The sequence below is a fragment of the Verrucomicrobia bacterium CG1_02_43_26 genome (assembly GCA_001872735.1).
Lineage (GTDB): Bacteria > Verrucomicrobiota > Verrucomicrobiia > Opitutales > CG1-02-43-26 > CG1-02-43-26.
This window is the reverse complement of sequence record MNWT01000006.1, coordinates 230,545-251,299: the sequence shown is the minus strand read 5'-3', so window position 1 is coordinate 251,299 and position 20,755 is coordinate 230,545. Positions and strand designations below refer to the sequence as shown.

The window sequence follows — 20,755 nt, the reverse complement described above, 5'->3', positions numbered from 1 at the left end:
TTAATTCGAGTTCGCCAGTTCTTGTTTCACCCAATCATATCCTTTGGCCTCAAGCTCAAGTGCAAGTTCTTTGCCTCCGCTGCGGACAATCTGACCGTTGTACATCACATGGACTACGTCTGGAACAATATAATTAAGCAACCGCTGATAGTGTGTGATAATCAAGAAGCCGGTCTCCGGACCACGCATTTTCTCAACACCTTCTGCCACAACTTTCAACGCGTCAATATCCAGCCCACTGTCCGTTTCATCCAACACCGCATACTTGGGCGCAAGCATCATCATCTGCAGGATTTCACAACGCTTCTTCTCCCCGCCGGAAAAGCCATCATTGATAGCACGAGACGTGAAAGAGCGATCAATTCCCAAAAGATCCATCTTCTCATAAAGTCTTTTATAATAATCGGTGGCTACAAATGTCTCTTTTTCCTTCATCCGTGCCTGTACCGCCGCGCGAATAAAATTAGCAAGCGTTACGCCGGGAATAGAATTCGGGTACTGAAAGGCCATAAATAACCCCATGCGGGATATTTCATCTGGCGCCATACCCACTACGTTTTGCCCATCCAGTGTAATTTCACCCGAGTCTATTTCATACTCAGGGTGCCCTACGAGAGCTTTTGCTAACGTGCTTTTTCCTGTGCCGTTAGGGCCCATAATGGCATGAACCTGTCCTTTGGGAACGTTTAACGTAAAATCCTTCAGGATGTGCTGGTTTTCAATAAAAACATTGAGGTTTTTGATTTCAAGTTGGTCCATATAATATATTACCTAGGTTTCGTTTTAATTTAAAGAATGAGAAGACGTTCCATGCACCAGAATGTCTATAGAATCAATATCACAGCCTTTCGGCAAATTTTTGCTCAAGCTATCAAACGCCTCTGGAGAGAGAGGAACATCAAATACTTTACCGGTCTCTTTACAATGAAAGTGCGCATGTGGTACCACGTTAGGACAAAAGCGCGTTGGCTGCCGATCAAAGTTAACCTGTCTCACCAACTTGCAGTCCACAAGCGTCTCCAAACAATTATATACCGTTGCTAAAGAAATGGAGGGCATAATGGCCTTGCAGCGCGAAAAGACATCATCAACCGTTGGGTGATCTCGTTTATCCATTATAACAGAAAAAACGACTTGCCGTTGCCGAGTAGCCCTAAGGCCTTTTTCCGCCAAAGCTGCCTCTAATTGTTGCTTATGTGATGGATTGAGTTTCATTTTATAATGATTCTAAATTAGACTATTTAGGAGAAGTTTCCTTCCCTTTACAAACAAAAAATGGCCATAAATGTCAATATCCAGAGATTACCCAAGTGGCTGTGCGCATAGCAGCTTTTTCACAACAACGATATATTGTATATCTTTTTACACGAAATGCATTGAGGATTACCTCCATAAGGTTTAATTATAAAAAAACTTCATTTCTGATCGTGTCTATACCAAACATACTCGCCGAACGTTACGCATCTTCTTCAATGGCTTTCCTCTGGAGCCCGGAAAACAGAGTCGTCCTCGAAAGGAGGTTTTGGATTGCTGTCCTAAAAGCACAACAAGACCTCGGGTTAGCTATTTCTGATGATGCTATCCAGTCATACGAAAAAAATGTCGAAAACGTGGATCTTGCCTCCATTCGAGCACGGGAAGAAAAAACTAAACACGACGTAAAGGCGCGTATAGAGGAGTTTTGTGCCTTGGCAGGACATGAAGATATTCATAAGGGCATGACGAGCCGAGATCTAACGGAAAATATAGAACAATATCAAATACTCGAATCCCTTAAACTCACACGCATTAAAGCCGTTTCCGTCCTTACTTTGCTTGCACAAAAAGCAGAAGTGCACCAAGACACTATCATCACCGCCCGTTCGCATAATGTTCCCGCCCAGCTGACTACGCTTGGCAAACGGTTCGCCATGTATGGGGAGGAGCTTATTAGATCCATCTCCCGCCTGGATCATTTAATAGAGGGCTATTCATTTCGCGGAGTCAAGGGCGCTGTCGGCACCCAGCTAGACTTATTGCGTTTATTTAATGATGACGCTCAAAAGGTCAAACAATTCGAAGAAAAACTAACCGCTCACCTGCGTGCCGTAAAAACATTGACTAATGTCGGCCAGATCTACCCAAGATCCTTGGACTATGAAGTGGTTTCTGCTTTGCTGCAATTATCAGCGGCTCCGGCCAACTTTGCCACCACGATGCGCCTCATGGCTGGGCAAAACCTGGTCAGTGAGGGTTTCGCGAAAGGTCAAACGGGTTCTTCTGCCATGCCTCACAAGGTAAACGCACGTAGCTGCGAGCGCATCAATGGCTTTTGCGCATTACTAAAAGGGTCTGCAACAACCGCCGCAGAGGTCATGGGTAACCAATGGAACGAGGGTGATGTCTCTTGCTCTGTGGCTCGTAGGGTTTTTCTTCCGGATAGTTTTTTCACGATCGATGGTATTCTGGAAACCTTCATGGCCGTTCTTCGGCAAATGGAGGTCTATGAAGCTCAAATAGCCCGCGAAAATGAGCAAAATCTTCCCTGGCTTATGACGACTCAGGTCTTAATGCAGGCAATCAAAAAGGGGGTCGGTCGCGAAACAGCCCATGAACTCATTAAAAAACATGCTTTGGCCGCCCGTAAGAGCATGCTGGAAGAATCCGCTCCATCAGATATTTTTATTCAATACTTAAAATCCGAAAAGGAATTATTACTAACAGCTTCTGAAATTGATGCTATTTACGAGGACGCGAAAGCCTCTGTTGGTTTAGCCAAGGCACAAGTAAACGCATTCATTAAGGAGTCCAAATCTTGGCAAAGTCGCTTTCCGGAATCAAAAAATGTCCTATTCGAGCAGGTTTTATAGCTTAAATTGCGATAAAGGTTTGCAATTTAAGGAGCAAATGCTAATTTTTAGCCAACAGATATTTTGTAAAAGCATATGGCTGAAGAATTAATTGGAAACGTTTTAGTAGCGCAATCAGGCGGGCCTACATCAGTAATTAACGCAAGTTTAGCAGGAGTCATCAGCGAAGCATTGAACTACGACTGTGTCGAAGAGATCTATGGCGGCTTAAACGGCATAGAGGGTATTTTGAATGAAGACTTGATCGACCTTGCGGAAGAATCTCAGCAAACGATCAGAGCCCTTCGGTACACACCGGGTTCCGCATTGGGTAGCTGTCGCTATAAAATCAAAAAATCCCAAGATCTCGATCGCGTCCTGGATGTTTTCGAAGCGCACAACATTCGCTATTTCTTTTATATTGGGGGCAACGACTCCCAGGATACCGCTCATCAGATAGACGAGTTAGCTAAAGCACGTGGTTACGCTTTACGTGTCATCGGCATCCCTAAAACCATTGATAATGATCTGCCAATCACAGATCACTGCCCTGGCTACGGTAGCGTCATTAAATACATTGCTACAACCATTCGCGAGATGGGCAACGACCACGCCGCTATGGGAAATCATGACTTGGTCTCTATTGTAGAGGTAATGGGCCGTAACGCGGGTTGGATCGCCGCTGGTGCTTCTCTTGCTAAAAGACGCAATCAGGAGATGGACCCTCCTCACCTAATTTACCTCCCAGAGGTTCCTTTCGTAAAAGAAAAGTTTGTTGAAGATGTGCAAAACGTCCTCAAACAAAACCCTTATTGCTTGGTTGTTGTCAGTGAAGGCACTGTAGACCAAGACGGTAATTACCTCGCTAACGCTTCTGCAATGGTAGATGCTTTTGGCCACAAACAATTAGGGGGCGCGGGAGAATATCTGCGCAGTATCGTCGAGGAGGAAATCGGTGTAAGCGCAAAATCTACTAAATTGGGAACAACCCAAAGATGCGCTGCTCACATGTCTTCCCAAACAGACAATAATGAAGCTTATTTAGCAGGCCAAAATGCGGTTCAAGCAGCAATGGAAGGTCACAGTGGAATGATGATCACTCTTCTTAGAGGCGACACAGACTTATATACCTGTGATACCAGCCTAACCGCTCTTGAAAAAATAGCCAATGAAGTTAAAATGGTTCCTAAAAACTGGATTCACGAATCCGGCACTTCCATGGCTTTTCAATTCTATAAATATGCCCTCCCTCTTGTTCAGGGTCGCGTCGAGGTCCCGGAAGATCAGGGCTTAGTCAAATTTGCTCGTTTAGATAAACATATCGTTGCCAAGGCACTCGATAGTTTTATCATGGGCTAAGTTTTAGTTAGTTTTAGCAAAAAAAGGGCAATTGTAGTATTCAATTGCCCTTTTTTTTGATACAAAGGATCGCCCATAACATTACAATCAAATACCCTTGCCTTGCACCCTCTCATCAGCAAACTGTAACCTTGAATGAGCAAACGAACGGACATCCAATCTATTCTAATCATAGGCGCTGGCCCCATCATTATAGGTCAGGCGTGCGAATTTGACTACAGTGGCACGCAAGCGTGCAAAGCCCTTAAAGAAGAGGGTTATCGAGTCATTCTCATCAACTCAAATCCGGCTACCATTATGACAGATCCCGAGTTTGCCGATGCTACCTACATTGAGCCTCTTTCGATTGATATCATTGAAAAGATCATCGCCAAGGAACGTCCGGATGCTTTACTTCCAACGCTAGGAGGCCAAACGGCCCTGAATCTTTCTGTCAGTCTTGAAAAAGCGGGCATCTTAAATAAGTACGGTGTCGAAATGATCGGCGCAAACGTTCAAGCCATCGAGCGAGGCGAAGATCGTGCTCTTTTTCGCCAAATCATGATCGACATCGGCCTGAGCGTCCCTAAATCTAATGTCGCGCACACTCGTCCCGAAGCCAGGGAAATCGCTCTGGAAATAGGCCGCTACCCCATCATTATACGCCCCAGTTATACTATGGGGGGCAAGGGCGGTGGCATCGCCTACAACAAAGAAGAGTTTGAAGAAATGGTCACAAAGGGTTTGGATGCCTCTCCGGTCAATGAGGTTCTCATTGAAGAGGGTCTTTTGGGCTGGAAGGAATTCGAAATGGAGGTCATGCGGGATAAAAATGACCACTGTGTTGTTATCTGCGCGATCGAAAATCTTGATCCCATGGGCATTCACACGGGGGACTCCATTACCGTAGCGCCTTCCATGACGCTTTCAGACAAAGAATACCAACGCATGCGCGATGCTTCTTTTGCCGTTATACGTGCCATCGGGGTCGAAACAGGTGGCAGCAATGTCCAATTCGCCATTAATCCGGAAAATGGTCATATGATTGTTATTGAAATGAATCCTCGTGTCTCGCGCTCCTCCGCGCTTGCATCGAAGGCAACGGGCATCCCCATAGCTAAGCTTGCCGCCAAACTGGCAGTCGGCTACACGCTAGATGAACTTAAAAACGATATTACAGGAGAAACATTTGCCAGCTACGAGCCTTCTATTGATTACGTTGTCACCAAAATCCCTCGCTTTACTTTCGAAAAATTCCCGGGAGCAGATACAACGTTAACCTCTTCCATGAAATCAGTTGGGGAAGCCATGGCCATCGGGCGTACTTTTAAGGAATCTTTCCAAAAAGCGGTTAGGTCGCTTGAAATCGGTAGTCTCGGTTTCGGGGGCGGGGGAAAATACGGGCAATGGGAGGTAAAGGATAGCCATGAACTCATGGCTAATGTCGCCAAACCTACCGCCGAGCGCATTTTCTTTGTTCGTTTTGCTTTTATTGCTGGCATGAGCGTTGCAAAGGTCCACGAGCTCAGCAAAATAGACCCTTGGTTCCTCCATCAGCTCAAAGAAATAGTAGATCTCGAGCGTTCTCTGATCGGTAAAACCAAGGATTTCCTTACCCCGGAGCTGTTGATGAAAATCAAGCAATATGGTTTTTCGGATAAACAAATTGGAAACATCCTGCGCTGTAAGGGGCGGGAAATTCGTAAACTGCGTAACAAATTCGAGGTCAATACCGTCTACCGGCTAGTAGACACCTGTGCCGCTGAATTTGAAGCAAAAACGCCTTATTACTACTCTACGTACGGCTTGGAAAACGAAATCATTCCTTCCGATAAACGTAAGATCATGATCCTTGGTGGCGGGCCAAACCGCATCGGCCAGGGCATCGAGTTTGACTACTGCTGCGTTCACGCTTCATTTGCTTTAAGAGAACAGGGTTTTGAAACCGTCATGGTAAACTCAAATCCTGAAACCGTCTCCACGGACTACGATACTTCTAGTCGCCTCTACTTCGAACCGCTCACCCTAGGCGATGTGCTCGAAATTTATTATCAGGAACAGTGCGAGGGCGCTATCATTCAACTGGGTGGGCAAACGCCATTAAACTTAGCGCTAGAACTTAAAGAGCATGGAGTTAATATATTAGGCACCACTCCCGAATCCATCGAGCGCGCTGAGGATAGGGAGCTATTTAAACAAATTTTGAGCAAGCTTGGGCTCAAACAGCCCAAAAATCGTACGGCGCTTACCCCGGAAAAAGCTTACGAGGTCGCCGGCGAAATCGGTTTTCCTATCTTATTAAGGCCTTCGTTTGTATTAGGTGGCCGTGGCATGTTTATTATTTATGATATGGAGGGTCTCAAAAAGGCGGTTCGAGAAGCTTTTGATGCCGCTCCGGGTAAACCTGTCCTCCTCGATCAATTCCTCGAAGATGCTATTGAATTAGATGTCGATTGTGTCAGCGATGGCGAAACAACCGTGATCGGTGGGATGCTGGAACATGTTGAGCACGCGGGCGTACATTCCGGTGACGCTTGCATGGTCATGCCCCCGCACACCGTAGGTCGTGAAATGATTGAACGCATCCGAAAGGCCACTTATGCCTTGGCGCGCGAACTCGAGGTTATCGGCCTCATGAATACCCAATTCGTCATTAAAGATGACGATCTGTATGTACTAGAGGTCAACCCGCGAGCATCTAGGACCATTCCGTTTGTTGCTAAAGCAATCGGTGTACCGTTAGCAAAATATGCCGCTCGAGTCATGGCCGGAGAAAAACTCAAAGATATCGGCTTCACACGAGAGGTTGACCCGGAATACTGGTGCATTAAAACGTCTGTATTTCCTTTTAATCGTTTTCCGGGTAGTCCTGTTATGCTTTCTCCTGAAATGCGCAGCACTGGCGAAGTCATGGGGCGCGACACAGACATCGGCCTCGCTTTTGCCAAAAGCCTAAGCGGTGCCCAGCCAGGCCTCCCCACTCGCGGCAATGTCTTTATTTCCGTCAAAAACACAGACAAGCCCAAAGCAATCGACTTAGCCCAACGGCTCCAGGCGCTTGGGTTTAACATATATGCCACAGCTGGTACCGTAGATTATCTAGAGCAAAATGGCATCACCGTACGCAATCTATTCCGAATATCAGACGGTGCCCGACCAAATGTACTCGACCTGATTAAAAACGGCGATATGCAGATGATTATCAATACCCCAGAAGGGGTAATTCCCCAGCAAGACGATTGTAAAATCAGGGAAGAGGCCATCCTCCACAGCGTTTGCATGATCCCCACAATGTCCGGAGCCTATGCCGCATTAAAGGGCATCATCGCACTCCAAGATGAAGAGCTCACCATCTCTCCCATTCAAGAACTTGGCTGCATCAGAGCACTCATCTCATAAAATAGTAAACTCAGTACTAGGGGATTATCTCTTGTAACTGCGTTTAGGAGCCATGCATAAGGGCAATCTTGCTCCGCGCTATGCATATCCTGTTTGACCGATTTTTCTCAGACATCGCATCGCTATGCTTAGTTTTTTGAAATTAAAATATAATATCTATAAATAAATTAGCAAAATGTGTTGATATTACACTAAAAGTATAATATGTTATAACTATAATAAGTTAAGTTAACAAAAAGGAGAGGATGAGATGAAAACAAAAAAACAAAAACCCAATAAAGGAATCAGCCGCATCGATTCTGGATCAACGCACGGATGGTTCGTACGGGCCTACCGAAACGGAAAAACTTACGCCAAGCTTTTTAGCGATAAAAAACTGGGTGGGAAGAAGCAAGCGCGAGCTGCCGCAATTGAATATAGGGACAGCCTCTTCACTAAAATCTCAGATATCCCGAAGCAATCAACCGGCCGACGCATTGTATTTAAAGATGCCCGCAATACCACTGGCGTGCTGGGCGTCTGCAGAACAAAAAAGCGCAGCCCAAACGGCACTGTCCATGAATGTTTTTCAGTAAGCTGGAGGCCTGCTTCAGGTGTACAAAAATGCACCTCCTTCTCCATTAAAAAATACGGAGAAAAAAAAGCGTTCGAAAAAGCAGTTAGCCTACGAAAGAAAATGATGCTCGAAATTCACGGCCCCGAAATCCTTCGTAAAATTAATACCCAACTCAAGCCCACAAAGGTAAAATCTGGTACACCTTCTCTTCCAGTAACGAGAAGCAGATCATCCCCAAAAGTTTCAAAAAAGAGAAAAACCGCCTTGAGTCTTAAATAACAGAAACGTTAGTAAAAAACCACCCATCGGGTCAAATGCTGTAATTTTATTAAAAATAGCCTCTTGAATTTCATTTTGCGCTTGCATGAGGATTAGCAACCTTTAGGATGAGGATTGGATCGTCCAAATTTTACTAACCCCGTATTGCATTCAAAATGAAATTCGCATCCCTAAAGAAATTACTGCTCACTTCATTTGCCGTTATCCTCTTGAGCGCTACCGCTCTTGCTGAAATGCCTAAAGGCAAAGTGAAGGCCACCCAAATCAAAGGTGAGGTTTTCCTCGTTAATGAAAGCACAGGTGCCACCTATCCTCTCCACAATGGCCAAATATTCGGAGAGGGCTATACTATTGATACTGAGGCAAACAGTTCCTGCGTATTGATTTTCTCAAACGGCTCCATCATTACCATTCCAAGCAATACCAGTATCACAGTCGCTTCTTGCAAGCAGGAAGCCTTCGATACGTCAGCCGGTCAATTCGAGCTCATCCAAGCAGACCCCAGTGCCTCTAAAACAGAGCTCACCCTGAACTACGGTGAACTCGTTGGTAATGTTAAGAAACTAGGGCCAAAGTCCACTTTTGATGTCGTCACCCAAGCCGGTACTGCTGGCATCCGCGGCACCATCTTTTATGTAGCTTTCGAACTTAACGTTGATACCGGTAGTTATAACATGACCATTTTCAATGCAGACGGTGATGTTGTGTCAACTACTTATAACGTTTCTATGGACGCTTCAGGCAACGAAGTCGTTGAACAAATTACTAGTGAACTGAACCCAGGTGCCAAAATCGACAGCTCTGGTAAAAAGAACGTGGATACAGGTGACATCATTTCCGGCACCTCCAAGCCAGGGGTAATCACAGAAGCTGAGAAAAACCTTGTAGTTGCTGTTGTGGATGAAAATACCCTTAGCAAAGCAATTATCGCAGCAGTTAAAGCTGCTAAACCTGCCCTCACGGCACTCAAGTCACCAGCTACGGTTCTAAGCGGCAATACTGCTAAAGCTGCACTTAATACACTCGAAGATAATACAAAGAAATCACTCGAAGACACTAAAAAAGAAGCGCTAAAAACGGGTAATCCAAACGTAGGTAAGGATGTTATCTCAACGACCACCACCACAACCCCGACGACCACCACCACGACGACGACTACAGAGGATGCTGCAGCCACCCCCGTAACGAGTGATGTGGATAATTCTATCGTTGGCGAAGACGAATTCTTTACCAGCCCCAGCTAATCCCTAATTAATTCCCTTGAATCTAAAAGGTTACACTGCTAGCCTTAAAAAGTCCCGATTACTTATAATCGGGACTTTTTACTTTTTCTAACAAACCACAGTAAACAATGAGCATCTTAATAATCAGTTGCAGCCTAAATCCAGAAAGCAAATCCAGGCTTCTTGCTGAGTTTGCATTCAATGCCTTACAAGATCTTTCCGTAGAAACTCAATTCATAAACCTCCAAAATTACGATCTTCCTATATGCGATGGGGCTGATGCGTATAACCACCCTGCCCTAACTGAATTATCCGAAGCCATAGCTGCTGCGGATGGTATTATTCTCGCCACACCTATTTATAATTATAATGTCGCAGCAGCTACCAAAAATTTATTAGAACTCACTAACGATGCCTGGAATCATAAGGTCGTTGGGTTTCTCTGTTCCGCGGGAGGTCACCACTCATACATGGCGGTCATGCCTTTTGCCAATTCCCTCATGCTCGATTTTCGCTGCGTTATCATGCCTAATTTTGTCTATGCCCACCCAACTGACTTTGATGAGCAAGATCAACCTAACCCAAACATTTGCGCTCGCATATACAAATTAATCGACAATACTATTAAATTTTCCAACGTAAGCTTTTCTCATTAATTTCATGCCTAAAGATAATAAACATAAATGTTCTAGGGACGCAATCTACCACCAAAAAATGGAAGAGCGCCTTAAGATCATGCGTACAGAACTCCTTGATATGGCGTATACTTTCTGCAAAGAAGAGGTAGAAAATACGATTGTTTTTTTCGGTTCCTCCCGAACACTCCCAGAGGCCAAGGCTAAAAAAAACTTGGAGATAATTAAAGAAGAATTGGATCGATCCCCTGATCGCCCCCAGGAATTGATCGATCGTTTTCGTGAAGCTGAATTTAAACACTACATGAGTTTGTTTTATAACTCAGCTGAAGAACTCGCTTTTCGATTCTCCCAGTGGTCTCAGGAAAAATTCACTAACCCGCTTAACCAGTTCATTGTGTGTTCTGGCGGAGGCCCGGGAATCATGGAGGCCACTAACCGGGGTGCCCAACGGGCAAATTCTCGTTCAATTGGTCTCAATATCCAGATCCCAACAGAGCAATCTCCGAATCCGTACATAAGCCCTGAACTTTCCTTTAATTTCAAATATTTCTTCCTTAGAAAATTTTGGTTCTTCTATTTCGCAAAAGCTTTTGTGGTATTCCCTGGTGGCATGGGCACGCTCGACGAGGTGTTCGAGCTCATCACCCTTGTAAAAACAGGCAAAATGAAGCGTTACGTCCCCATTGTCCTCTTTGGATCCAAATACTGGAGGGACGTTATCAACTTTGAACCCATGATCCAGCATGGGGCTATTAAAAGAGGCGATGTGGATTGCTTTATCTATTCCGATGATGTGGATGAAACTTTTCGTTATATTACAGCGGAACTCGAGAAGCACTACCCTCCGCAACACTAGTACTCAACCCAGATCAGTACTTAAATACAACACTCTATCCGCATAACACTCCAGGTGCAGGGCACTCCTGCGGCACTTCTATAGCGTTTATCGTAATTAATAATCGCCTGCCGTAAGATTGTTTGCTGTCTGCCTACGCTTTTCTCAGGGGTAACGCCGCTATCCCTTAATTGTTTCAGGATTGTAAATACATCCGGGTAGTAGTATTTATTCACTTTCTCCGAATAACGCGTTAACGTTATACCTGCTTGAACAAAAGCATTCAGCCAATAGGCGCAATCTCTCCATTCAAGTCCTTTCAGGCGAGGCATGACGTCGTTGAGCTCACACAAGCTCCCTTTGACAAAAAAAATGTGTAACATTTTCCCTCCTTCATTTAAGCCGTTTGTCCACTTTCGTAATGCCATAACGGGATCTCTCGCCCATTGCAGCAAGCTGGAAGAATAAATGCGATCATATTTCCCGGTATTAGGCTCCCAGGCATTTTCCGTAGACCACGCTATGTTGGGTAATTTTTTGGTTCCTTCTATTACCATCTTTTCACTCACGTCACTCGCGTAAAACCTCTCAGGGGCACGTTTTATCAATTCTTCGCTAAACAGCCCCGTTCCCGCGCCAAACTCTTTTATAATCCTCCCATCAAGGCTATCTTCAATCCATTGCGCTCCCCAAAGGGCTGCATCCCGTTGGGCTATCGCATTGCCGTCATACATGTTTGCCTTTTCATTAAATCGCATCACCTGGCTCCTATTTTTAAATAGCTGATTAAGTCACGGTAATCGTGCCCGGCTTCTTCAATCAGCATCGCATCGGGAAAAAGGGCTTGCATCAGGAACTTATCCACAAGTTTGTCATAACCTCCTAAAATAAGTTGTACAATGCCTTTTATCGAAACAGGCGCTTTCGTTTTCAATAAATACGATAAGCCCCATAATAATTCATTTTTTGAGTAAGGGAGTGTACCGTCTGTCTTGTCGGCCAATCCGGCAAAGCTGTAGAATCGGGTTAACGCTTCTTTAGGATTCTGCTCTACAAGCCTGCACAGCCACTCCACTTGTGCTATACTTAATTTACTTAAGCAGCTAGCTTGCTTCGCAACATTAACAAAGGGTGCCATCAAATAAACATTCTCCGCTTTAATCGATTTCCCTACTTCGGATAATACCAAGCTCGCGCCCAAAGAATAACCTACATACGCCTGATATGCCCCTTGCTTGATTAACTCAATAGCGTCTTGGGCTGGAGCCACACAGGTATGCTCAGCATCAGGAAACCGTGTCTGCGCCAAATCCAGTATAGATTTTGGCGCAACACCCCAGCCTCCTACCCACAGGGTCTTCATGCGCAACTTATTCCTTTCATGCTTTTTTGAACACGTTGCGCAATCACTTCCATGTCCAAATCAGTTTTCAACGAGAGTCTTAGTAAGCTTCTCCCGTTGGGCACACTTGGCGGGCGTATCGGAGCTACCTTGAGGCCATTTTCATAAAATTGTTTTGCAGTACACATGACAGCTTCTTCGCTCCCAATAATGATAGGCAAGATGGGTCCATCACTGCCGTTATGCCCTTCCACTGGGATATTAAGTGCCTTTCTCAGAGCACATGCTCGTTGCTGCCAATTCTTTCGTTCACTTTCTCTGATCTCTCGAATACAGGCTAAGGACTCATTGGCTGCGCCGACTAAAACGGGCGCCAGGTAAGTTGTATACATAAAGTCCTTACAAGCGTTAATAACATAATCCTTCACGACAGAATTACGGAACATAGCAAAGGCGCCTTGGCTTGCCATCGCCTTCCCTAATGTTCCTACTAAAAGATCAACAGACCCTATCACCCCTTGCATCCCGCATACACCCCTTCCTTCCGCGCCATACCAACCTATCCCGTGAGCTTCGTCAACGATCCACACGAAATTATACTTCTTCTTCAGCTCTGCTATTCGTTCTAAGTCCGGATAATCCCCATCCATGCTGAATAAACTTTCTGTAACTACAAAAATATTTCGGCTCGATTTTGAATACTGCTTAAGCTGGTCTTCCAAGGCATCGTATCCTAAATGATGATACCTAATCATGCGTGCTCCGCTTCGTAGAGTTCCTTTGATCAAACTGTAATGCGCCAGTCTATCTATAAGCACAATATCTCCCTTGCTCGCAAGACCACTCATGATGCTCTCATTAGCCAAGAACCCTGAGCTCCATAATACGGCCTCATTAAAGCCTAGCCAATCGCATAGATTTTCCTCAAACTCCTTATGTATGGCTAAATACCCGTTCACAACAGGGGATCCGGAAGCAGAACTGCCATACTTTTCTAGCGCGGCGATTGTAGCATTTTTCACGCGCTCACTTTTGGCAAGCCCCAGATAATCATTCGTAGTCAAATCAATCACGCTCTTGTTGTCTATATCGCTAGAATTTCTTGTCCTCAAGCGCCCCAAAGCCGAAATATCATTCAAAAAACGCTCACATCTAGCTTGTAAAAATGTTTCCATATTACCTCCAAAAGGAATCGTCTCGGGTAACCTCTTTCATCTCGAGATCACTTCTACCAACGATCGTGATACCGCACCTATTTAATTCAACTTCGTTAGAGCGTTTTACATCTGCAGATACTGCAACCCTCTCGTTTAGCCAAATAGCGCTCGGAATACTCGTTCGCTTCACGTATTCATGGGTTAATCGCCCTTGATTAATCGCTCCCAATCTATTTTCCACAACAATCAGAATAAAATCAGCTTTTATTTGTTGCGCAAATTCCACGATATCGTCTCCTGAGGAATCCAGCGGCACGCTGACACCTCCTGCTCCTTCAATCAATCGTACGTCACCTGTCGACAATTCATCTAAGCGCGAACGTATATCTTTCATAAACAATAACCTTCCGCCAGCTTGCGATGCTGTTACGGGAGCAAGTGGGGCTTCATAGCGAAAAAGTCTTATGCCTTGGACCGCCATACCGGCAGCTTCACTTGTTACGTATTCTACATCTCCCGTTACTCCATCCGCTATCCCTGTTTCAACTAATTTGACATACTGAACCGACAACTGCTCCAGGGCAAACATTCGGGCCAGGTAACCGGCAACTTTCGTTTTACCTACTCCGGTGTCGTTGCCCGTAATAATAATTGTTTTCATACCGCAATCCTGATACCCAGTTCGCTTAACATCACCTTATCCTCTTCAACCGTAGGATTCGGCACTGTCAAAATCTTTGGTCCGGTATAAATGCCATTCACACCGGCTCTGAAGCAAAGGCTTTGCCCCACTTTGCTCAGCTTTTTCCTGCCTGCGGATAAGGCTAAATCAGCCTTTGGCATTCTTATGCGAGCAAGTGCCGCCATTCGTATAAATTCTTCTTCCGGAATCTCGGGAGCCTTAGCCAAGGGAGTCCCCTCTATCTGCAATAGCAAATTTAATATAACAGTAGCAGGTGGCTCGTCTAAACGTCCAAGCTCGTCGAGTAAGTCTATTCGGTCTTCAATCGTTTCGCCCATACCAATAATGCCGCCACTAGAAAGCCTTAATCCTCCTCGCTGAATGTTACGCATACTTTCATAGCGCTCATCATAAGTACGTGTCTTTATGATATTGCTATAATATCGTCTGGAAGTATCCAAATTAAGGTTATACTCATAAGCGCCGCTATCGCGTAAGGCTTCGGCTTGCCAAATATCTAGCATGCCCATGCTAAGGCAGGGTTTTACCCCGGTCGCACTCACACTGCGAACAAGCTCTAGGATCTCTTCAAACAGATCTCCTTTAGGTACAGCTCGCCAAGCCGCCCCTAAACAAAGCTTCAAGCAACCCAGCGATTTCATCTTATAAGCAAACGCAACCGCTTCTTTCACATCGATTAAGTTGGTTCTTGTAACACCGGTCGCGTAGTGAGCTGATTGCGGGCAAAAGGCACAATCTTCCGGGCACCCGCCTGCCTTCACATTCAACGCGCTAAAGAGGGTCACTTCATTGGCATTATGATGTTTTTCATGAACTTTTCTCGCCTCTTCCAGAAGGCTTTCGAATGGTAATGCGTATAATTCTAATAGCTCTTTTTTCATCCGATTGCTTCCTCTATTGTTTCAAGGATTCTGCTAAACATAAAATCAAATTCACTGGCATTCATCACCAATGGCGGTACAATGATCAAACTGTCGCCCAAAGGCCTTACAAGAACTCCTTTACCTTTCAGTCTGCGCCAAACATCGTATCCCAAGGGAATCGAATTTATTTTTTGTTTCGCGCAGTCTATATCGATCGCACATACCATGCCGCGCTGGCGTATACCAGATATCAAATCATGGCCTGAAAAATAGCGGCAAACTGCTTTTTCGAAAACGTTTATTTGCTTAGCTAATTCTCCACAGGCAATCATCTCCTCCACCAAATCAATATTGGCACAAGCTACTGCTGCCGCCAAGGGGTGACCTGAAAAAGTATGCCCGTGGTAAAACGTTTTTCCTTCTTTTATTTCACCCAAATAAGCTTCATATATAGGCTCTTTTACTAAAGTTGCCGCCATCGGTAATACGCCTGCGGTTAAGCCTTTCGCCACACATAAAAAATCAGGGCAGACGTCTTCAGCTTTGCAAACAAACAATTCCCCTACTCGTCCAAAACTAACAAACACTTCATCCAAAACAAGATGTACACCATGCTCCAGGCAAAGTCTTTCAACTTCTTTTAGATAGCCTTTAGGCTGCATACGCATGCCGGCAGGCCCTTGTATCCATGGCTCCATTACAAGGCACGCGGTCTCATGTCCTTGTCTTTCTAGCAATTCGCTTAACTCGCTCATGCTTTCTTCACTCTTTTCATAAAAAACCCTTCCTCCATATTCTTCACATCGTGGCGCACGAAAATGAGCTGATGGAAATTGCCAGTCTTTAAAGCGTTCATGAAATGAACCGCAATCCCCCATAGACATGGCCCCAATCGTGTCTCCATGGTATCCGCCTGCCATGCTGATCACTTTTCTTTTCTCTGCGCGCCCGATCATCTGCCAATACTGCAAGGACATTTTTAAAGCCGCTTCCATCGCACACGATCCATTATCCGTATAAAAGGCTCTCGTTAAGCCCTTCGGCGCGATATCGGCTAGTTTCTTATTAAGCTTGGCTCCCGGTACATGGCTCGCCCCCTTATAGGTCGACATACACAGTTTCTCTGCCTGCTCCAATAACGCCGCCTTCAATACAGGGTGATTATGCCCATGCAGACAAGTCCAATTCGAAGCACAAGCATCCAAATAGCGTTTCCCTTCAGTATCATACAACCAGCACCCCTCTCCCTGTGCTATATGTATAGCCGGCTCCTTCAAATAGTCCAACATAGGGGTAAACGGATGCCACGAATGCTCCCGATCCCCTGCATCCAAAATGCATTCAACTTTACTACTTCTATCGTCTGAAATGATCACGCATTCCATAAAACAAATTTTCAACGTATTGTTAAGTTAAAAAATAAAAAAACTAACAATACAGCCCTAAAAAAGCCTCCAAGGACAGCAAGCCATTAATGGCTAAATACTTATAAAAACTTTATTGATTAGCTTCTAGCGGCATACTCTGCGGCAAGGCCTCGTTATGCGCTTCTTCATCCGTTACCTCAGGCATACTTTGAGTCTGTTCCTTGCTCATTTGAGAAGCATCATCTCCATATGAGGTATACATGTACTCACTCGAGCTCATCTCCTCCTCTTCATAAGGCATTGTCACTTCTTCGTCATCAGGTCGGACAATCGGCTCATATCCACCCTCTTTCACCGCAGCACCCTCTTCATACATGCTCAATGTAGAGATATCCGCAGGTTCGTCATCCCCACGTCCGGGGACATCATCCTGCATCTGCTCATTAGGATTTAGCGGCTTCGTATTTGTAAAGGCATACTGAGGCTGCTCTTTTCTACATCCACCTAACCCCAAAAGCACCAAGAAAGCTATACTAAAAAACATTGTTCGCATACTATCTATCTACGCCTCAATACATTACAATGCAAGAAAGAAACACTCCTGGCCAAATTAACAACTACAATTAAATAAGAATGTAATATAACAAACAGCGCCAACAGTATTGACAACAAATATATTAATATGCACAATTGATATCAATTAATAAATAATCCGTAATGATAAATACAAAAATCAATAAAGTCAACACACACAACTCTACAGGCACAAAAACTGTCAATACAAAAGACAAGGGCGCCTCGTATACTAAAAGCACGAACCATTCGCCCATAAAAAACCCTTTAATAAACCGCTATATAGCGACACCAGAAGTTGAAGTTAAATTAAACCCATCACAACAATGTTTGGCTGATTATTTTAATTTCTCCATAGAAGAAGTTTCCAACTTTAGCAAACTTGATATCGAACCAGGCTACCTTCTCCAAATGCTCCAATTCACCAGATCCAAGAAGGATATCAAGGTACTACTCAATAAGTGTTTAAAAAATCCCAAAGGTGCTCACAAATTCTTCAATGCGCTCATGGACCACCCTATCTCAAACTGGAATGGCGTTCAATACATTCAACTCAACACCATTGTTAAATTATTCGATCTCGGCATCCTCGAACATCGCATCGAACTACAAGGCGAAAGGGGCCTCGTAAAAGTCTGGCCACTATTTTTTTACGATATCTCGTATTTTGAAAAATTCACAACCAAAAGCGAAATCGCAAACAACTTTCCAATATTAAAAGAGCAGTTACAAAAGAAAGCAGTCAATGTCAAGGAACTCACGGAAGCTATATGCACCAAAACCTTGCATACACTCATCCCAAAAAAGTGATTTATCACCATTGATAATAAATAGCATCCAACGAGGCAGCGTGTATCTTGCCTTGCCACCCTTTTCGATTGGAGTATAGGTAAATATTCGCGGTTTGCCCCATAAGGTTAAACTGTTTTTGACTCAATAATTTCATCCCAGGCAATACTTGATTACTTAATATGAAATTCTTATCCGCATCGCTTTCGAACAACTCCCACTTGACAAGAAACAACCCAGCCTCATCGTTACGCTTGATGTGTGCCATGCCTAGGTTGCCAACGTAAGCAATTTCTTCGTCTACTATACTTGAATACACCAAAGGAGCCCTCCATAAGCGCTCTTTTGGAGCCAAATTTGCACTCACGTTAAAATCACGCTCGATAGTCGTTCCGTTAATTTCATAAGTATAATGTACCCTTAAATAATCAAGAGCCCAATAAAAGCGGCACAACGCTTGAGGTGTCTTGAAATAAATATCCGTAGACTCCGGAAGGGAGATCCAAGGGATATACCAATGTGGAAGACCGTATTGATTAACGGGATTTACGAATGCTTCTGCTTTTTTCATATAGTTTCCTTGGTTTTGCTGTCCTGCTCTTGATAAGGCTCACTGCACAAGACAAGCCGCCTTTTTAATTGACCGTTTTCACAGACACCTTCTTCACGCAGCTGAACCACCAAGTCCTTGAGTATACCACCGGCATCAACGATAATTTTGCGCTCAGGATTCCCCTTACTCTTGAATTCCAATCGCTCGTAAGCGCTGCCAGTTGTGTCTGTATTCTCGATACGAGAATGGGTAGATTGCTCCAATAAACCTTGATTACGCTTTGATGGTCTCATGCGCCTTATAGCACTACGAGCCGCGGTACGTCTACGATTATTGCGCGTTAACTCGATTAAGTCATCTGCACCCAAATGTTTTGGCGTTCCAAAACGAAGATAAGTTCGTCCATAATCGACCTCCATGCGAACTTCTTGAATAACAGCGGACATAGTCTCCCATTCTTTTTTACCTCCTTTAATATTGATAACTGAGCCCATAAGACTAGCGCCACCAACTTCATTCTGCTCCAACTGAACCTCCCCATCATAATGCAACTTACTGACAGATTCATAGAGCACTTTAGACAAACCGACCGGTACTTCTTCCCCCGAAGCAGAGGAGACCCTATTATAATAAGAACGGCTTGTTGCATTTGTCGCATAAACACGAACCGCTACCTCCCGGCCATTTACCGTTTCATGCTCGGTTTCATACGAAATTTTTGCACGGATTACTTCTTCTTCGACCGAAACGGGCATCCATTTGGAAATGCCCCCAGAAATCAGTTCATTAGGAAGGGTGCCCGTTCGCGCTGAGCTTTCAATAACAATACTACCTGGTTTAGCACTACGCAAGAAAGGCATGTGGCCTATCCACCAACTTTCATCATTAACATCTAGGGGCTGAACGGAAACCTTTTGCTTCACATGAGTCGCTCCACCACCATCAAGCTCGACCGTCATCACCAAAGCCTTAAAAGCCTTATCACTCATATTTTCAGGAAATTTATCTTCTTGAATCGTGATCCATTGCTGATCGTTCGACTTGTGATGCCTTTCATACTTAATAATCACACCGGGCAATACTAAATCGTGACGTGGCGTTATTCTTAAATTTTGAACACCAGAAGCATCATTAAGCGATAGATCGAACGTTGTCATCGCAGAACGTCTCTTAATATACAGCAAAGGACGAGTTTTTTTTGAATAATCAAACCAAACAACAGCATCGGGCACCCAACGTAAGATGCGCTGAACTGCCTCGGCACAACTAATGTCCTTAGCCTCATCATAAGGAAACTCAGCAGCAACATCCAGATCGCCTAAATCGAACGGAGCCCCTGACTGTATCGCATACTGGAGAATCTCTCTGATTTGATCATTGGCATTACAGCGATTTCCATCACCCTTTTGCCCCAAGATGACACGGCTGGAAAGGATAGTTTTACTTGGTCCACTTCGCCATTCCTGCTGGTATATTAGATTCTCCAAATACCACCAAGGGCCGGCAACTTCATATCGCTTCTCCTCCTTAAAAGGATCGCCCATGCCAGGAGTCTTAATAACGCGGCCTGCAAACCAAGTCTCTTTTCCTTTAACAATCCTAATAGATGATTCCGGAGAAAAAAGATCCTCATCATATAAGTTATTCCCAATCAAGGAAAAGGTGACGATATCCTTACCCTGATTGAGACTTCTCAAGGTTAGTTGAGAAAGGCCCCAATCGGCAAAAGATTTGATTTTTCCGTTATATTCCAATTTCCAATTCATTGTTCATTCCTCAGGTTTCTAATTCGTAGATCCTGCGCTTCGATCGCTTGCTCGAAAAAGCGCTTAATAGCTTCAATACTTAATTGCTGATGAGAAAGCTCCTCCCTCAAGTCGTTGATAGCTTGCCTTAGCTCAATTAATTCATTTTGCATAACTCACCCCCCACAATTTCGTATCTAAGATAAGTTGATGCTCCAATGGAATTGCAATTGACACTTGTTACTGCAGCTTCTTTTAGGAGCATTTTAGATGAAATCACGTCTCCTTCCGGCAAAAACATGACATTCCCGGAATAGCGGGAAACTTCTGCAGGATGGAGAAGCGCATACGCAACTGCCTCTTCAGCCGATCCATGTTCTCTTCGAACACGGAATGAAATACGTGTTTCAAAGTTTCCACGGTCATTTGTTTTGATTGTTTTGGCACGCAAGGACTGGGTTACCTGAATCTCCTTACCCCCCTTAATATATAAATCATAAGGGGATTCGTTGAATGCGGTTCCACGAGCAATTTCTAATTTATCAAATATGATTTTCATTTTATTTT

Annotated in this window: 20 protein-coding genes; 8 read left to right on the top strand and 12 right to left on the bottom strand. The window is 44.4% G+C overall.

What is annotated here, in order from left to right; translation table 11 throughout:
- Positions 1-759, bottom strand: coding sequence for a Fe-S cluster assembly ATPase SufC (locus AUJ82_03365; GenBank protein OIO60460.1), 759 nt, complete (start codon positions 757-759; stop codon positions 1-3).
- 24 nt (positions 760-783) lie between these two features.
- The gene (locus AUJ82_03360; protein ID OIO60459.1) at positions 784-1,215 is read right to left on the bottom strand and encodes a transcriptional repressor; all 432 of its coding nucleotides are present in this window, start codon (positions 1,213-1,215) and stop codon (positions 784-786) included.
- A gap of 209 nt (positions 1,216-1,424) precedes the next feature.
- Between AUJ82_03360 and AUJ82_03355 the strand changes: the two genes are divergently transcribed.
- The 7 genes from AUJ82_03355 (at position 1,425) to AUJ82_03325 (ending at position 11,117) form a co-directional block, all read left to right on the top strand.
- Positions 1,425-2,849: an adenylosuccinate lyase gene (locus tag AUJ82_03355; GenBank protein OIO60489.1), complete on the top strand. Its 1,425-nt coding sequence runs from the start codon at positions 1,425-1,427 to the stop codon at positions 2,847-2,849.
- Positions 2,850-2,924: 75 nt separating this feature from the next.
- The gene (locus tag AUJ82_03350; GenBank protein ID OIO60458.1) at positions 2,925-4,187 is read left to right on the top strand and encodes a 6-phosphofructokinase; all 1,263 of its coding nucleotides are present in this window, start codon (positions 2,925-2,927) and stop codon (positions 4,185-4,187) included.
- A gap of 135 nt (positions 4,188-4,322) precedes the next feature.
- Positions 4,323-7,565, top strand: coding sequence for a carbamoyl phosphate synthase large subunit (locus AUJ82_03345; GenBank protein ID OIO60457.1), 3,243 nt, complete (start codon positions 4,323-4,325; stop codon positions 7,563-7,565).
- A 250-nt stretch (positions 7,566-7,815) separates the two neighbouring features.
- Positions 7,816-8,400: a hypothetical protein gene (locus AUJ82_03340; protein OIO60456.1), complete on the top strand. Its 585-nt coding sequence runs from the start codon at positions 7,816-7,818 to the stop codon at positions 8,398-8,400.
- A 155-nt stretch (positions 8,401-8,555) separates the two neighbouring features.
- A complete protein-coding gene (locus AUJ82_03335; GenBank protein ID OIO60455.1) occupies positions 8,556-9,644 on the top strand; it encodes a hypothetical protein in 1,089 nt (362 codons plus the stop codon).
- A gap of 107 nt (positions 9,645-9,751) precedes the next feature.
- Positions 9,752-10,279, top strand: coding sequence for a hypothetical protein (locus AUJ82_03330; GenBank protein ID OIO60454.1), 528 nt, complete (start codon positions 9,752-9,754; stop codon positions 10,277-10,279).
- Between the two features lie 4 nt (positions 10,280-10,283).
- A complete protein-coding gene (locus tag AUJ82_03325; GenBank protein OIO60453.1) occupies positions 10,284-11,117 on the top strand; it encodes a hypothetical protein in 834 nt (277 codons plus the stop codon).
- A 20-nt stretch (positions 11,118-11,137) separates the two neighbouring features.
- On the opposite strand, the gene AUJ82_03320 is transcribed toward AUJ82_03325, so the two are convergent.
- The 7 genes from AUJ82_03320 to AUJ82_03290 form a co-directional block, all read right to left on the bottom strand.
- Positions 11,138-11,854, bottom strand: coding sequence for a hypothetical protein (locus AUJ82_03320; protein ID OIO60452.1), 717 nt, complete (start codon positions 11,852-11,854; stop codon positions 11,138-11,140).
- Positions 11,854-12,459, bottom strand: coding sequence for a hypothetical protein (locus AUJ82_03315; protein ID OIO60451.1), 606 nt, complete (start codon positions 12,457-12,459; stop codon positions 11,854-11,856). Before AUJ82_03315 ends, AUJ82_03320 begins: the two co-directional genes overlap by 1 nt.
- Positions 12,456-13,613, bottom strand: a complete 1,158-nt coding sequence (locus AUJ82_03310; GenBank protein OIO60450.1) for a hypothetical protein — start codon at positions 13,611-13,613, stop codon at positions 12,456-12,458. Before AUJ82_03310 ends, AUJ82_03315 begins: the two co-directional genes overlap by 4 nt.
- 1 nt (position 13,614) lies before the next feature.
- Positions 13,615-14,256 (bottom strand): dethiobiotin synthase, encoded by a 642-nt coding sequence (locus AUJ82_03305; GenBank protein ID OIO60449.1) that lies wholly within the window; start codon positions 14,254-14,256, stop codon positions 13,615-13,617.
- Positions 14,253-15,179, bottom strand: coding sequence for a biotin synthase BioB (locus AUJ82_03300; GenBank protein ID OIO60448.1), 927 nt, complete (start codon positions 15,177-15,179; stop codon positions 14,253-14,255). The genes AUJ82_03305 and AUJ82_03300 overlap by 4 nt, the downstream gene beginning before the upstream one ends.
- Positions 15,176-16,546 carry an adenosylmethionine--8-amino-7-oxononanoate transaminase gene (locus AUJ82_03295; protein ID OIO60447.1) on the bottom strand — a complete coding sequence of 457 codons (1,371 nt, stop codon included), beginning with the start codon at positions 16,544-16,546 and terminating at the stop codon, positions 15,176-15,178. The genes AUJ82_03300 and AUJ82_03295 overlap by 4 nt, the downstream gene beginning before the upstream one ends.
- Before the next feature lie 112 nt (positions 16,547-16,658).
- A complete protein-coding gene (locus AUJ82_03290; protein ID OIO60446.1) occupies positions 16,659-17,072 on the bottom strand; it encodes a hypothetical protein in 414 nt (137 codons plus the stop codon).
- Between the two features lie 173 nt (positions 17,073-17,245).
- On the opposite strand from AUJ82_03290, the gene AUJ82_03285 reads away from it, so the two are divergent.
- Complete coding sequence (locus tag AUJ82_03285) at positions 17,246-17,911, top strand: hypothetical protein (protein OIO60445.1); 666 nt, start codon at positions 17,246-17,248, stop codon at positions 17,909-17,911.
- A gap of 4 nt (positions 17,912-17,915) precedes the next feature.
- Here the strand turns inward: AUJ82_03285 and AUJ82_03280 are convergent, their stop codons facing one another.
- From AUJ82_03280 to AUJ82_03270, 3 genes are all read right to left on the bottom strand, one after another.
- Complete coding sequence (locus AUJ82_03280) at positions 17,916-18,461, bottom strand: hypothetical protein (protein OIO60444.1); 546 nt, start codon at positions 18,459-18,461, stop codon at positions 17,916-17,918.
- The gene (locus tag AUJ82_03275; GenBank protein OIO60443.1) at positions 18,458-20,209 is read right to left on the bottom strand and encodes a hypothetical protein; all 1,752 of its coding nucleotides are present in this window, start codon (positions 20,207-20,209) and stop codon (positions 18,458-18,460) included. The genes AUJ82_03280 and AUJ82_03275 overlap by 4 nt, the downstream gene beginning before the upstream one ends.
- A gap of 136 nt (positions 20,210-20,345) precedes the next feature.
- Positions 20,346-20,747 carry a hypothetical protein gene (locus AUJ82_03270; GenBank protein ID OIO60442.1) on the bottom strand — a complete coding sequence of 134 codons (402 nt, stop codon included), beginning with the start codon at positions 20,745-20,747 and terminating at the stop codon, positions 20,346-20,348.
- Positions 20,748-20,755: the final 8 nt, after the last annotated feature.

Bases quoted from the DNA above. Each gene is read 5' to 3' on its own strand.
- AUJ82_03300 (OIO60448.1), bottom strand. From the start codon at position 15,179: ATGAAAAAAGAGCTATTAGAATTATACGCATTACCATTCGAAAGCCTT.
- AUJ82_03275 (OIO60443.1), bottom strand. From the start codon at position 20,209: ATGAATTGGAAATTGGAATATAACGGAAAAATCAAATCTTTTGCCGAT.
- AUJ82_03350 (OIO60458.1), top strand. From the start codon at position 2,925: ATGGCTGAAGAATTAATTGGAAACGTTTTAGTAGCGCAATCAGGCGGG.
- AUJ82_03290 (OIO60446.1), bottom strand. From the start codon at position 17,072: ATGTTTTTTAGTATAGCTTTCTTGGTGCTTTTGGGGTTAGGTGGATGT.
- AUJ82_03305 (OIO60449.1), bottom strand. From the start codon at position 14,256: ATGAAAACAATTATTATTACGGGCAACGACACCGGAGTAGGTAAAACG.
- AUJ82_03360 (OIO60459.1), bottom strand. From the start codon at position 1,215: ATGAAACTCAATCCATCACATAAGCAACAATTAGAGGCAGCTTTGGCG.
- AUJ82_03330 (OIO60454.1), top strand. From the start codon at position 9,752: ATGAGCATCTTAATAATCAGTTGCAGCCTAAATCCAGAAAGCAAATCC.
- AUJ82_03335 (OIO60455.1), top strand. From the start codon at position 8,556: ATGAAATTCGCATCCCTAAAGAAATTACTGCTCACTTCATTTGCCGTT.
- AUJ82_03280 (OIO60444.1), bottom strand. From the start codon at position 18,461: ATGAAAAAAGCAGAAGCATTCGTAAATCCCGTTAATCAATACGGTCTT.
- AUJ82_03340 (OIO60456.1), top strand. From the start codon at position 7,816: ATGAAAACAAAAAAACAAAAACCCAATAAAGGAATCAGCCGCATCGAT.
- AUJ82_03285 (OIO60445.1), top strand. From the start codon at position 17,246: ATGATAAATACAAAAATCAATAAAGTCAACACACACAACTCTACAGGC.
- AUJ82_03310 (OIO60450.1), bottom strand. From the start codon at position 13,613: ATGGAAACATTTTTACAAGCTAGATGTGAGCGTTTTTTGAATGATATT.
- AUJ82_03365 (OIO60460.1), bottom strand. From the start codon at position 759: ATGGACCAACTTGAAATCAAAAACCTCAATGTTTTTATTGAAAACCAG.
- AUJ82_03315 (OIO60451.1), bottom strand. From the start codon at position 12,459: ATGAAGACCCTGTGGGTAGGAGGCTGGGGTGTTGCGCCAAAATCTATA.
- AUJ82_03345 (OIO60457.1), top strand. From the start codon at position 4,323: ATGAGCAAACGAACGGACATCCAATCTATTCTAATCATAGGCGCTGGC.
- AUJ82_03325 (OIO60453.1), top strand. From the start codon at position 10,284: ATGCCTAAAGATAATAAACATAAATGTTCTAGGGACGCAATCTACCAC.
- AUJ82_03320 (OIO60452.1), bottom strand. From the start codon at position 11,854: ATGCGATTTAATGAAAAGGCAAACATGTATGACGGCAATGCGATAGCC.
- AUJ82_03270 (OIO60442.1), bottom strand. From the start codon at position 20,747: ATGAAAATCATATTTGATAAATTAGAAATTGCTCGTGGAACCGCATTC.
- AUJ82_03295 (OIO60447.1), bottom strand. From the start codon at position 16,546: ATGGAATGCGTGATCATTTCAGACGATAGAAGTAGTAAAGTTGAATGC.